At 48.3% G+C, this 12,646-nt stretch carries 12 protein-coding genes; 7 read left to right on the forward strand and 5 right to left on the reverse strand.

Annotated elements, in window-relative coordinates; all coding sequences use genetic code 11:
* Positions 1-106 precede the first annotated feature (106 nt).
* A complete protein-coding gene (locus AC5JLB_RS28965; RefSeq protein WP_495877281.1) occupies positions 107-1,816 on the forward strand; it encodes an alpha/beta hydrolase in 1,710 nt (569 codons plus the stop codon).
* 209 nt (positions 1,817-2,025) lie between these two features.
* Here the strand turns inward: AC5JLB_RS28965 and AC5JLB_RS28970 are convergent, their stop codons facing one another.
* Entirely contained in the window at positions 2,026-2,616 is a 591-nt protein-coding gene (locus AC5JLB_RS28970) for a Uma2 family endonuclease (RefSeq protein WP_495877282.1), read from the reverse strand.
* 334 nt (positions 2,617-2,950) lie between these two features.
* Here AC5JLB_RS28970 and truB point away from each other — a divergent pair, with 334 nt between their 5' ends.
* Positions 2,951-3,826, forward strand: a complete 876-nt coding sequence (gene truB / locus AC5JLB_RS28975) for a tRNA pseudouridine(55) synthase TruB (protein WP_495877283.1) — start codon at positions 2,951-2,953, stop codon at positions 3,824-3,826.
* Here the strand turns inward: truB and AC5JLB_RS28980 are convergent.
* Entirely contained in the window at positions 3,802-4,716 is a 915-nt protein-coding gene (locus tag AC5JLB_RS28980) for an alpha/beta fold hydrolase (protein ID WP_495877284.1), read from the reverse strand. The genes truB and AC5JLB_RS28980 overlap by 25 nt on opposite strands.
* 177 nt (positions 4,717-4,893) lie before the next feature.
* Here AC5JLB_RS28980 and AC5JLB_RS28985 point away from each other — a divergent pair, with 177 nt between their 5' ends.
* A complete protein-coding gene (locus tag AC5JLB_RS28985; RefSeq protein ID WP_495877285.1) occupies positions 4,894-5,445 on the forward strand; it encodes a thioredoxin family protein in 552 nt (183 codons plus the stop codon).
* Here the strand turns inward: AC5JLB_RS28985 and AC5JLB_RS28990 are convergent.
* Positions 5,442-6,935: a NupC/NupG family nucleoside CNT transporter gene (locus AC5JLB_RS28990; protein ID WP_495877286.1), complete on the reverse strand. Its 1,494-nt coding sequence runs from the start codon at positions 6,933-6,935 to the stop codon at positions 5,442-5,444. The two genes, AC5JLB_RS28985 and AC5JLB_RS28990, sit on opposite strands and share 4 nt — an antisense overlap.
* Positions 6,936-7,632: 697 nt before the next feature.
* Between AC5JLB_RS28990 and AC5JLB_RS28995 the strand changes: the two genes are divergently transcribed.
* The 3 genes from AC5JLB_RS28995 to AC5JLB_RS29005 all read left to right on the forward strand — a co-directional run bounded on the left by AC5JLB_RS28995 (position 7,633) and on the right by AC5JLB_RS29005 (position 8,717).
* Positions 7,633-7,878: an AbrB/MazE/SpoVT family DNA-binding domain-containing protein gene (locus AC5JLB_RS28995; protein WP_495877287.1), complete on the forward strand. Its 246-nt coding sequence runs from the start codon at positions 7,633-7,635 to the stop codon at positions 7,876-7,878.
* A complete protein-coding gene (locus AC5JLB_RS29000; RefSeq protein ID WP_495877288.1) occupies positions 7,875-8,282 on the forward strand; it encodes a type II toxin-antitoxin system VapC family toxin in 408 nt (135 codons plus the stop codon). Before AC5JLB_RS28995 ends, AC5JLB_RS29000 begins: the two co-directional genes overlap by 4 nt.
* Before the next feature lie 147 nt (positions 8,283-8,429).
* The gene (locus AC5JLB_RS29005; protein ID WP_495877289.1) at positions 8,430-8,717 is read left to right on the forward strand and encodes a hypothetical protein; all 288 of its coding nucleotides are present in this window, start codon (positions 8,430-8,432) and stop codon (positions 8,715-8,717) included.
* Here AC5JLB_RS29005 and AC5JLB_RS29010 read toward each other — a convergent pair.
* The gene (locus AC5JLB_RS29010; protein WP_495877290.1) at positions 8,714-10,039 is read right to left on the reverse strand and encodes an Nramp family divalent metal transporter; all 1,326 of its coding nucleotides are present in this window, start codon (positions 10,037-10,039) and stop codon (positions 8,714-8,716) included. The genes AC5JLB_RS29005 and AC5JLB_RS29010 overlap by 4 nt on opposite strands.
* A 221-nt stretch (positions 10,040-10,260) precedes the next feature.
* On the opposite strand from AC5JLB_RS29010, the gene AC5JLB_RS29015 reads away from it, so the two are divergent.
* Positions 10,261-10,473 (forward strand): hypothetical protein, encoded by a 213-nt coding sequence (locus tag AC5JLB_RS29015; RefSeq protein ID WP_495877291.1) that lies wholly within the window; start codon positions 10,261-10,263, stop codon positions 10,471-10,473.
* 564 nt (positions 10,474-11,037) lie between these two features.
* On the opposite strand, the gene AC5JLB_RS29020 is transcribed toward AC5JLB_RS29015, so the two are convergent.
* Complete coding sequence (locus AC5JLB_RS29020) at positions 11,038-12,327, reverse strand: serine/threonine protein kinase (protein WP_495877292.1); 1,290 nt, start codon at positions 12,325-12,327, stop codon at positions 11,038-11,040.
* Between the last annotated feature and the right edge of the window lie 319 nt (positions 12,328-12,646).

The raw sequence follows: 12,646 nt of genomic DNA on the forward strand, positions 1-12,646 counted from the left end.
GCTTACAGTTTCTACGGGCTATATTAATTCGTGAAACTTCACTGATTTGTGAAATTTCCGTCCTGTGCCTTTTACCAGGTCGCCCATCGTAGTTTAGATAGCTGTTATGCATGATCGTCCACGTTCTACTCCTCGACTCCAACGGTGGCGGTTAGCCCTTGGTGCAACTTTGATACAAATGCGACTTCAGCAAGCAGCGCTGATGATTGCCGGAAGTCTCGTTTCTATTGTTGCAGTCAACCTCCCTGCTAAAGGGGCAGAAAGGCTGTACCTATCCTATGGGGTGCTGGAGCGATCGGTTTCCGTAGCTGCACTCGAAGACTACGCCCAGAGTGGCAAACTTGACCAAGATCTCTACGTGTATTCACAGTATGCTACTGCTGAACAACTCGCTACCTTGCGGAGAGCGCTCACAACTCGCGCCTCGCTGTCTCCGGTGGCGGTGTCTCAGTTTCTCTACACGTCTCAAGGAGAAATCTTGCTGCGGCGACTCGGGCAAGTGATTCAGCCGGAGTCACGCGACACAGGATTTTATGCAATTCGGGCGGCACTGATTTTAGCCTCTGCCGATTCGGAAGGAATTACCCCGCTCAATGTGTTTCGGAGATTTCCCACGCGGGGCATTCGGATTGATTTGCAGAAGACGCTGCAAATCGCCAATGAGTTAGGCAATCTGATTAATCGAACCAATGCAGCAACAAGCGCGATCGCAGAGCTTGCCGCTCAAAATTCAGCACCTCCTATTGCAGACCCAGTAGATTTGGGAGCACGCGGGGCATTTGGTGTGCAGAAAGAAACGTTGCGCTTGGTGGATCGTAGCCGGAACATTGTGTCTGCGTTGGGGGGCAATCGCGTCATTCCAGTTGATGTTTATTTTCCTCAAGCTCGGCGTCAAGCGCTGCCGAACGCGGCGATTCCGCTGGTTGTGATTTCTCATGGGCTAGGCAGCGATCGCATGACGTTCCAGTATTTAGGAGAACATCTGGCGTCGCATGGATTTGCGGTGGCGGTGCCTGAGCATCCGGGCAGCAATGCTGAACAGCTTCAAGCATTGGTTGCGGGAACGGCGAGTGAGGTGTCGAGTCCGAGAGAGTTTGTCGATCGTCCGTTAGATATCAAGTTTTTACTCGATGAACTGACTCGACGATCTCAGGTTGACCCGCGTTATGGTCAGCTTAACCTTCAGGAAGTCGGCGTCTTGGGACAGTCTTTTGGTGGCTATACAGTGTTTGCGTTGGGGGGTGCGCCGCTTAATTTCACCCAACTTCGACAAGACTGCACTCCTACCGCGCTCGATAATACGTTAAACATCTCGTTTCTGTTGCAGTGCCGTGCGGCAGACTTGCCCAGAGAAGACTATATTCTGAGCGATCCACGAGTGAAGGCGGTGTTTGCGATCAATCCGATCGATAGCGGTGTGTTTGGAGAAGCAGGACTGAGCCAAATTAAAGTACCAACTTTTATTGTGGCGGGCAATGCGGATACGATCGCGCCAGCGCTGCCAGAACAAATTCAGCCGTTCACGTGGCTGCAAACGCCGAATCGCTATTTTGCCTTGATCAATCAAGGGACTCACTTTTCGGCGTTGGGGGATTCTAAGAATGACGCGATTCCGGTTCCGCCTGCGGTGATTGGTCCGTCGCCAGAGCTTGCACGTCGCTATGTGAGGGCGTTGAGTTTGGCGTTTTTCTCAACTTACATTGCGAATCAGCCAGACTATCGTGCTTATTTGTCGTCTAGTTATGCGAATTTTCTGTCACAAGAGCCGTTGCGGTTGAACTTGGTGCAGACGTTGCAGGCGAAACAGGTGCAGTGAGAAATGAAGGATGAGTTGGTGTAGGGCTTTAGCCGACTGAGATTCCTTCATGAGATTTCTTTAGGCTTTCTGCGTTGAGTCGGGCGTTTGAATGCTGACTTCTTCAGGGCGATCGTTTCTGCTTGATTGCTGTTATTGCCCTATTACGTCAGCACTAAGGCAGGGGCTAAGAGTTCAGTTCCTCCCTCAATGTTGGGCAAAATGTAGCCTTATTCATCGCTTGCCAACTCTTGCTCGTCAAAACTGACGCCTTCATACAAATCGCCAAACCCAATCTCAAGCTCAACCGTCCCCAACCGCACCACAGAATTCTCGCTCTCGTAGTCCGTCAGCAGCCATCCCTGCTCAGTCTTCCTATACTGCATCACCCGCGATCGCGTCTGATCGATCAACAAATACTCTTGCATCTCTGGAATCGAGCGGTAATACGCAAACTTATCTCCCTGATCATAGTTCTGCGTAGACTTCGACAACACTTCCGCGATCAACATCGGATTGGTCACCGTTGTTGTGCCCTTGTCCGTATAGACTGGTTCACCCCGAATCACCATCACATCGGGATAGGTGTACTGTCGATGCTTAGGAATCCACAGCCGCACATCGCCTATGTACACCTTGTAGGGTTGCCGCTTCAGTTGAAACTTCAAATAGGCGTAGAGGTTTCCAGCAATCTCGTTGTGGTTTGTAGTTCCTCCCGTCATTGCAATGATTTCTCCATCCCGGTACTCATTTTTGTACTCCGCTTTTTCTTCCAGTTCGAGATACTCTTCTGGCGTGAAGGTGCGTGTCTGTAGTTGCATCGGTTTCTCCTAACAGGTTGGGCAAGTGGAAAGCAACTTGGGTCAATTGTACTGGTTTTAGAATCCTATAGATGTTTGATGCGGTTCCTAGCGAAGGTGCGATTAGCGCAAAGCGCACCTTCAAAGAAATTGGCTCTGCCAAGCTCCAAAGGATCGCGCCCCGCTAACCAATTGAGACTGCGATCGCTGAGGTTTTTCCCAAAACATAGAGCAACTCCAAAATGTACCTCAATTATAGAATTGCTCAGATTTCACATCATTCTGGGCTGTTGAGTACAACATCTAAGCAAGCCAAACTAAGATAAGAAACTGCACTCAAACGATCGAGTTACTTGTGAACGGTTTCCTCAATCTCAACAAGCCCTCTGGCTTTACCTCACACGACTGCGTTGCAAAAGCTCGCAAGTTGCTCAAGCTCAAACGTATCGGACATGCCGGAACGCTTGACCCCGCCGCAATCGGTGTGCTGCCAATCGCGATCGGGCGGGCGACCCGACTACTGCAATATCTCCGTAGTGACAAAACGTACCAAGCCACCATTCGATTTGGCGTGACCACCGCAACGGATGATTTAGAAGGCGAAACGCTAACGAGCCAAGCCGTTCCCCAATTGACGTTAGAAGCAATCAGAGAAAAGTTACCGCTTTTTTTAGGCAACATCCAGCAGATACCGCCAAATTACAGCGCCATTCAAGTTGAAGGAAAACGGCTGTATGACTTGGCGCGATCGGGAGAATTGATCGATGTACCTGCCCGATCGGTAGACGTTTACACGCTTGATATTTTGGATTGGAGAGCGGGAGACTTTCCCGAACTAGAGCTGGCGATCGCGTGCGGTTCAGGCACTTATATTCGTGCGATCGCTAGAGATTTAGGCGCAGTGCTAAACACTGGAGCAACGCTCGCAAAACTCATCCGAACTGAGAGCAGTGGCTTTACGCTGACCGACAGTTTGACCTTTGAGGAACTCGCTCAGCAAGTAGAAGCCGGAACCTTCACACTCGTTTCACCCGATCACGCATTGTCTCATTTATCTAAAATTCAACTGCCTGAGGACTTAGCGCGGCGTTGGTGTCAAGGGCAAAAGATTGCTTCAGACCAGTCCGAAGATCAACTCATGCGCGTGTGGGACGAGCGCGATCGCTTTTTGGGCGTCACCCGTTCTGTAGAAGGTGTTCTTGTGCCTCAAATGGTGTTTGAACCCGTGTGAGCTTTCTCTAAAATCCAATCTCGCAGAATCGGGTTGACGATTTCTGGCGCTTCATCTTGTGGGCAGTGCCCCACCCCGTCGAGCGGAATAAACGTTTCGACTCGCGGATAATCACCAAACGCCCTCCCAAGTGTGATCGGTTCCCACGGATCTGCTTCGCCCCACAGCACGATCGCCGGGCACGACAACTCTGGCAACAGATCTTCGGGCAACGGGCCTTGAGAATAATTTGTAAACGCAATAAAGACTCCCATCGCGCCCTCATCCTTGGCGGCTCCCAACAGCAGATCGACTAATTCGTCTGTCACCGCGTCCGATCGGCCATACGCCTTCAGCAACACCTTCCGAACCGTCTTAGGTGTGGCAAGCTGCTTAAAAAACAATTGACCAAACCATTTCTTCTTCAGCACTTTCTGCAAAATTGGCGCACCGACGCGCTTAAACCACGGCTGCGTCGCTTGATGCCGTTCATGCAGCAACCGCAGCGAACATCCCACCAAGGCAACGCCGCGCACCCAGTTAGGAGCATCAACCGCCGCTTGCATGATCGCGATCGAGCCAATCGAATTGCCCACCAAGAAAGCAGGCTCACCAATCACCTCTCGGCAAAAATCTGCAAGCTGCGCTCCCCACGTCTCAAAGGTGTACTCCATCTGCTCGTCAGGAATCGGTTTAGACGATTTGCCAAACCCGATTAAGTCGATCGCATAGACGCGACAGTTTTTTGCAAGTTCAGGCAAGTTTTTGCGCCAGTGATAAAACGATGCTCCAAACCCATGCACTAGCACAACCGCAGGACCTTCTGTTCCCTCAGCTTGATAGGCAACTTGAAAGCCTTTCCACATCCAAGTGCTGTAATCAGACCGAACCGAAATTGAAGTGGTGAGCATAAATCTTGAGAGCGTTTGGGTAAGAATCCCCTGTTAGCGCCAGGGCGAATAGTGGAATTCTATTGAAATATGAACTTTCATAAATCTAGCATTCGGGATACGGTTCTTCGCTTGTCGCTCTAATCCATTAGGCGACCCCCTTCTTGTCCAGTTCCTACGCTAATCCTTCATACAAAAATGATAGAAACCCTTGGTACTTCGATTGGTAGCTATGCCCCAGATTTCGAGCTCCCCGGCACAGACGGCTCAGTGCATCACCTCGCTCACTATTTGAAAAATCAGCGCGCGATCGCAGTGGTATTCATCTGCAATGGGTGTCCTTACGTCAATCTGTACCTCGATCGTCTCAAACAACTCCAAGCCGAGTTTCGCGATCAAGGCTTTCTGATGATTGGCTTAAACCCCAACGATGAGCAGCAGTTTCCTCAAGATCGCTTCGAGCAGATGAAACCGTTTGCGGCTAAAAATCAGCTCAATTTTCTGTATTTGCGCGATGTGACTCAAGACGTGGCTCAGACGTTTGGTGTAGCCAAGACACCCCACGCATTTCTGATCGATCAAGCTGGGGTGCTACGCTATCGCGGTGCGATCGATGACAACGCCGAAAATCCGAAAGCGGTCAAACGTCAGTATTTAAGAGATGCGATCGCGCAGGTTCTCAAGGGTCAATCTCCGTCGCCTGCCTCGACCGAACCGATTGGCGGCTCGGTCAAATGGCGTGCATCTTAGCGGGCAGCGTCAGGCTTCGCGGGCGAAGCCTTTACCTTCGGTGCAGGAGTGGCGGCTTTTGGTGATGGTTTTAGCTTGGGTGCAGGCGAAGCGAGTGAGGTCGGAGCAGCAGGACTTGCCGTGACTTGCGGGTTTGGCTTCGTGCCTAAAATGCTAGCCGCACCCGTATCGTACACTCCTGCAACACAAGCAATCATCAGCGTCGCCAGCGTGCCAACGAACAACGCTTTCCAGCCCAAATCAGAAATATCTTTGCGCCGCGAGGGAATCAGCGCGATCGTACCACCAACAAAAATTCCGACGGAGGCGAGGTGAGCAAAGCCCGACAGCGCATAGCTGACGATCAGAACGGCGCGATCGCTAAGCGGATTGTCAGGGCGAGCAGCAGCTAGACCTAACGCCTGATACGACGGAATGGCGGTTTCAAACAAGCGGCGTCCGATCAGCACCGACGATTCCCAAAGCTCACTCCACTCCAGAGAAACGCCTGTCAAGACAGTAAACGGCAGAAATAACGCGCCTTCGATATTAGCAAGCGTCACCACTTTGAAGAAGTCACCCACCGCGCCCGGAATTCCGGCGAGACCTGCAAAGATTTGATTGATTAACGAAACGAGTCCCAGGATGAGGATCAAGACTGCCGCGATCGCGACTGCCATTTTGACGCCATCCAATGCACCGACGATCGCCGCATCAAGGGAATTCATCCGCTCGATCGGTTCTCCTCCAACCGTTTCTTGCACGCGCTCCGTCTTTTCTTCCTGAGGAACACCGCCCATCGTGAGGGGAATCTCGGTTTCTGGAACCAAAATTTTAGACAGGACAAAACAGGCCGGAATCGCAATAATCGACGCCGATACTAGATGTCCCAGAATGTTTGGAAAGACGGGACGCAGAAAGCTGACATAGATTGCCAATGTGGAAGAAGCCGCCGTTCCAAAGCAGCAGGACAGAATCGCGCAAAGTTCGCTGCGAGTCATCTTCGCGAGGTAAGGCTTAACGACGATCGCGGCTTCGATACCCACAAAAATATTTGCCGCGCCGCTGAGCGCTTCTGCTCCACTCAGCCGCATCGTTTGATAGAACGCTTTTGCAAATACGCCCGTAATCGCTTGAATGACGCCCAAGTTTTGCAGCAGTGCCATCAGTCCTGAAAAGAAGATGACCGTCGGCAGCGCTCGGAACGCAAAGATGTAGCCTAAATTGATGTCCGCAGGTTTTGTCGGAAGCGGCACTAAATTTTTGCCAAACACGAAACTCGCACCCGTATCTGCCGCCAAAAACACGCCGTCTAACAAACTACTAAAAACTTGAAGCGCCCACTGCGTTACGGGAAACCAAAACACAAGCGCTCCCAGCACAAGTTGAAGCAGAATGCCCATGAGCACAACGCGCCACGGGAAGAATTTCAGACGGCGGTTTTCTGAGAAGAGCCACGCGATCGCGCAAAGCCCAAATATGCCAAGCAGCGAAATGAGATTGAGGATCATAAGGGCAGTAGAAGCGGGGTAGGTATCGTCATTGACAATCTGTTCATACAGACGATACCCAAAAAATCTCTAGTTGGCACAAATTATTGACCCGGACGTCACACTTTGGGCGTGATGGCGAAATCGATGCTTGAAAGCTGTTACCCGATTAGAGCGGATGGTTAAAGATTGCTGAGCCATGCAGGCTGGGTAGAAGATTTGTCTCTACTGAGGAACTGAATGAAGCAAGCGATCCTTCGGAGCTTGCGGAGCAATCGCGCTTTTTTGATGCTTTTTATGGACGCGATCACCTTCAAAGCTCGATATTTCGAGTGCAGATGCTGAGATTTCGTCTTCAGATCCCAATCTTTCACCTTCAGAAGCCGAACTTTCGCCTTCTGAAGCCGGACTGTCAGGCTCTACACGTGGAACTCCGAGCTTTTTACTCGGAGAATGAAGCTCAAAGCTCGGTCTTCCGCCTTCAGAACTCGGAACTTCGAGCTTTTTACTCGGAGAATGAAGCTCAAATCCCGGTTTTTCGCCTTCAGAACTCGGAACTCCGAGCTTTTTACTCGGAGAATGAAGCTCAACTCTCAGTCTTTCGCCTTTAGAAGCCGAACCATCAGGCTCAGTTCAAAATAGATATTGAACCCTAGCACGATGCAGTCAGAAACCTGGAAAAATAGATATACGTAGTCAGCACAGGAGGTCTAATAGTATGTTTACTACAGAAATGACTCATGATGGACAAACTACAATTCCGGAAGACGTTCGTGAATTGCTAAATTTGCGACCTGGAGATCGGCTTGAGTTCGTTATTTCAGAGGACGGTAAGGTTTATTTACAGTCTGCAAAAATCGATGTGCGGGAGTTATCTGGAATGTTGTATAAACCGGGCAGAGATTCTGTTTCTGTTGAGGAAATGAATGAAGCGATCGCTCAGTGTGCTGGAGAATCAGATTGAAAGGGCTTGATACTAATATTATCCTTCGATATCTATTAAGGGATGATGAGGAACAATGGAGATTATCTGATCAATATATCAATAGTATTGTTGATACAGACAACACTTGTTTTATAAACAATATTGTTCTTTGTGAATTAGTTTGGGTATTACGATCCAGGTATAAACTCAGCAGAGAAGAACTGATTGATACAGTAGAAAAACTGCTGAGAACTAATATTTTTGTGTTTGAAAATCAGGAGGCTGCATGGTGGGCAGATCAACAAATAAAGCATGGAGGGGCTGACTTCTCAGACTATTTGATTCTGAAAGTGAACCAGCAGAAAAACTGTGTAGAGACAGCTTCTTTTGACGCGAAGTTAAGAGGAGTGAAAGGAATTAAATCACTCCAACTAGATCAGTGATTTACGACTTCAAAAATTAAATTAGATCTTAACTGGATTTGCTAAGGAAGGCTCTCGAATCAATCCTACTCCGTCTCTGCCAATTCCCTCATTCGGTCTAAAACACGTCATAATGAGCGAAACGCAACGCTGCAAATTCGCTACGCCATGATGGATGCTTTTGACCCGACTCCGCCTGCGTGGACTAAACCTGCCAGTCATTCTCACACTTTTACCTGCCCGACCTGCCGCAAAACTTCCACGGAAGCAACCCAAGTTTGGATTAATCGCCGCTCTCCTGTGTTTACAGAAGACTACCGGAAAAAGTGGCAAGAGTTTTATCAGTGTCAGTGTGGTCAAGTCTGGTGGGCGTGGAGCAACGATCGTCCCCCCTCCGAACTCGGACAGCGCGATCGCCCCACGCGAGATTTCTTCAATCCCTTCGAGGATTTCTAATGCGAAATCCATCCACTCACCGTTTGCCACAACAACCATCCGTTCAGTCCGGCAATTAAGATTGCAACCCCCCAACCCGTCAATTTGAGCCAAGTTGGATTGACAAAGGTTCCCATCAACTTACGATCGCTGGTAAACATCATGAGTGGAAACACCGCAAACGGAAGCTGTAAGCTCAGAATCACTTGACTGAGAATCAACAGATCCCCGGTGCGCTGTTCTCCAAACACCAGAATCGTGATCAGCGCAGGCACGATCGCAATCAACCGAGTGATCAAGCGTCGCAACCAAGGGGGCAGTCGGAAGCTCACAAACCCTTCCATCACAATTTGTCCGGCAAGCGTTGCTGTCAGCGTCGAACTTTGTCCAGAGGCTAAGAGCGCAAAGCCAAAGATCGCACTGGCTAGACCAACACCAAGTAGAGGCGACAGCAACTTGTAAGCATCCTGAATTTCTGTCACGTCGTGATTCCCGGATGTGTGAAAGGCAGCGGCTGCAACAATCAGAATTCCGGCATTGATCAGCAGGGCAAACCAGAGCGCCACTGTAGAATCAATCGTGCTGAATTTAATCGCTTCCCGTTTTTTCTTGATCGTGGGTTCAAATGCACGAGTCTGCACAATGGAAGAATGCAGATAGAGGTTGTGCGGCATCACCGTTGCGCCCAGAATGCCGATCGCGATGTAGAGCATCTCAGAATTCTTGACAATATCTAAGGTAGGGACAAATCCGCCCAGAATACCGCCAACACTGGGACGGGCAAACCAAACTTCGGCGGCGAAACAGAGCGCAATCGTACCGACCAACGTAATAATTAGCGCTTCGATATAGCGGAATCCTTTCGATTGCAGCAGCAACATCACCAGCACATCGAATCCCATGAGGCAAACGCCCCAAGCCAACGGCAAGCCAAACAAAAGTTGCAATGCGATCGCGCTCCCCAGAAGCTCGGCTAAGTCACAGGCTGCGATCGCGATCTCACACACAATCCAAAGGGCAAAACTAACCCGTGGACTAAATTGCTCATGGCACATCTGCGCTAAGTCACGCCCAGTCGCGATCCCAAGCCGCACACAGAGCGATTGCAGCAAAATCGCCATTAAATTCGAGAGCAAGATCACGCTGAGGAGCGCGTAGCCAAATCGAGAGCCGCCAGCAATGTCTGTTGCCCAGTTGCCAGGGTCCATGTAGCCGACCGACACGAGGTATCCCGGTCCGGCATAGGCTAAGAGCTTGCGCCAAAAGTTTTTAACGTTTGGAACCGCGACACTTCGATGCACTTCAGGAAGGCTTGGTCTCGGCGCTGAACTGTTAAACGACATCCGCTAAAATCCTTCAATTATGAAAGGAATATGAAAACAAGAATACGACAAAAACGAGAGCAATGTGAACTGAAGAGTTGTGTACTTTAGTATCTGGTTGAAAAAATGTTAAAGGACTGCTATACACAAGGCAAAACAAGCGCTTTAGCGAATTCAGCTCAATCCTATTGAATTGTGACTATCTAACTCGTCTTTCTTGAGAGTCAGAGCCGTTGTACCCATTGACGGAATTCAATGAAATTAAACCGAAGCACTTTGGCTACAATATTTGCAATTCGCAGAAGCAAATTGGCAGCGAATGTTTGCAGAACCCATACGGTAGCGATCGCATTTATGGCGGCAAAAGCAAAAACAAAGCAGTACCCTTTCAGATACTTCTAATTGTCAATGGTGAATCGCTCGAATTCCTATCGCTGGTACTTCCCGCACTTTGATAGTTCAATACTTTGGCAGTGAGGTGCGACTAAATAATCTTGATTGCTACTTCTGCTGAACGAATCAAGCGATCGGATACTCTCCTAGCGGTAATATCGCAGGGTTAGCGCTAGCGTTTTGTGAAGTCTGAGTAATAAAGCTGGTAACAATGGTTAGCGCGATCGCACTAGAGAAAGTCGATCCTAGACGATGAAGAGTAGACGAACGAATCGACCGTTCATCTGTGCAAATTGAACGCATAATCAATTAGCTCCTATGGCTATGTCAGTAGTCAGGGAGTCAGGGCTAGAGTAAGTACGCCAATACTTCTCTAGTCCGTTCTATTGAACGCTAGTCTAGCAACACGGGATCAAAAATACTACTGTTTGACTAGTTTTTTATTGATTGAGTAGTGCTTTTAGGTTGGGTGAGAGGATAACCCTTTCTCTCATAAGGTAAATGCATCTAGAACTAACTTTGGCTCTTAGATCTGACGAGCTAACGATAGCGCTGACCGGACATGGATGATCTTAACAACGCAGCCAGTGATGTTGATGTTCTGTTGGACGCGGTTGCTAGCAGCATTAGGAAAGTGGCTTATCAACTAAGCTCTTTAGCCCGTTTAGATATATGTCCTCAAGTGTTTTAAGGAACTCCTCGGAAAAATGTGGGGATTCGACCTCAGTACGATAAATGGAGGTTCCATCAACCATTACAACAAGCTCGTTACCAACTATTTTTATCAGGAACGAAGGAACGAATCTGTGATCATGAGTTGAAAAATGTGCGAAACCAAGATCGTTTCGCAGCCCATCAACAAAATTGACGTGACCAGTTTGATAGGAGGTGTAGGTTGGCTGGATGCGTTCCAGAATCTCGGAATGTACATCGCGGATTTCCTGCATTGCGAGCTCATAAAGACGACGATTCCTAAGTAGCTCTTGATCCACTTTTGAGTTCAATGATGAAACTATATCGTTGATACTTATACTGCCTTCGTTAGGGTCAGAGTTATCATGCATATCAATTAGTCTCTTTAAGGATTCTTTCATCTCATGCGTACTTGTAAATCGGTCAGAAAGCTTTTGAGAGAATGATTTATCAAAGAAGTCACTCAATGCTGAAAATCTTCCATCAAAAGCGCATTTCAGTCTTTCAACAGTAGCCATTCGCTGATGCGGCATTCTTCCTTCCTCATCAATCAGGACAGACGGAGACACTGATGTAATTAAGTAATAAAGAATGCCGCCTAAGAATGATATGTCGCTTCTCTTATCTTGCTTTGCAGTACTGTAGGCACTCATTTCAGGTAGACGCAGGAAGCGGTTTCCAAGCTCCTGTGAATAATCAGTCTCGAAGCCACCAATAATACCTTCTTTGTAGCTAATTCCAAAGTCAAGCAAGACTGGCATTAATGCACTGGATTTTCTTAAAACTATGTTGTCCGGCTTTATGTCTCTATGAATCCATTCATTTGAATGGCAGTATTCAACGGCATCAATAAGCTGGAGTAGCACTGTAGATGCATCCTTGAATTCCATGTACCCATGAGTACCAATGTATTCAGTGAGATTTTGTCCCTCTATATAATCGGTAACCAGATATAGTTTGTACTCAGAATCTTGATGGTGAAGTGCGTTGCTTTCTATCAATTTAGGAATAAGCTTATGGTTCGTAGTTGCATACGCTGTAGCTTCACGAAAAAACCGAGCGCGACGCTCCATATCGCCTTGACGACTCAACATTTTTAGGAAGCAGCGCTGCCCAGTGGAATTATTCTTGACTAACTTAGCAGTGGCTTGACCTCCACTATCGAGTTCTCGCTCGGTTGTCCAGTTCTCATCCCACTTCCTTGAATTTGACCAGTGTTGCATTTCTTGCAGTTCTATGGGACTCGCCAGCTTGCTTAAACTCGATGCTTGTTTGTCATTGATAAAACTCTATCTATAAGCGCATATCCATCAGTTCTGTGAATGTTTCGGCTGAGATTCACTGGCAAGCTTACACACCCCAGAAAATATCATTATGTTATTTAATTATGATATTTCCCAACTAGAACACGTGATCTAGAAAGTTACTCTCTGTTGATAGAGAAATCCTAGAGAGTCTAGTGTAGGGCTAGGAAGTTTTGACATAAGCCTAGGTTGTGTTGATAATTATGTGAAGTTGGGCTGAATAAGCTAAAAGGCGATG

The sequence above is a fragment of the Myxacorys chilensis genome (genome assembly GCF_059505265.1).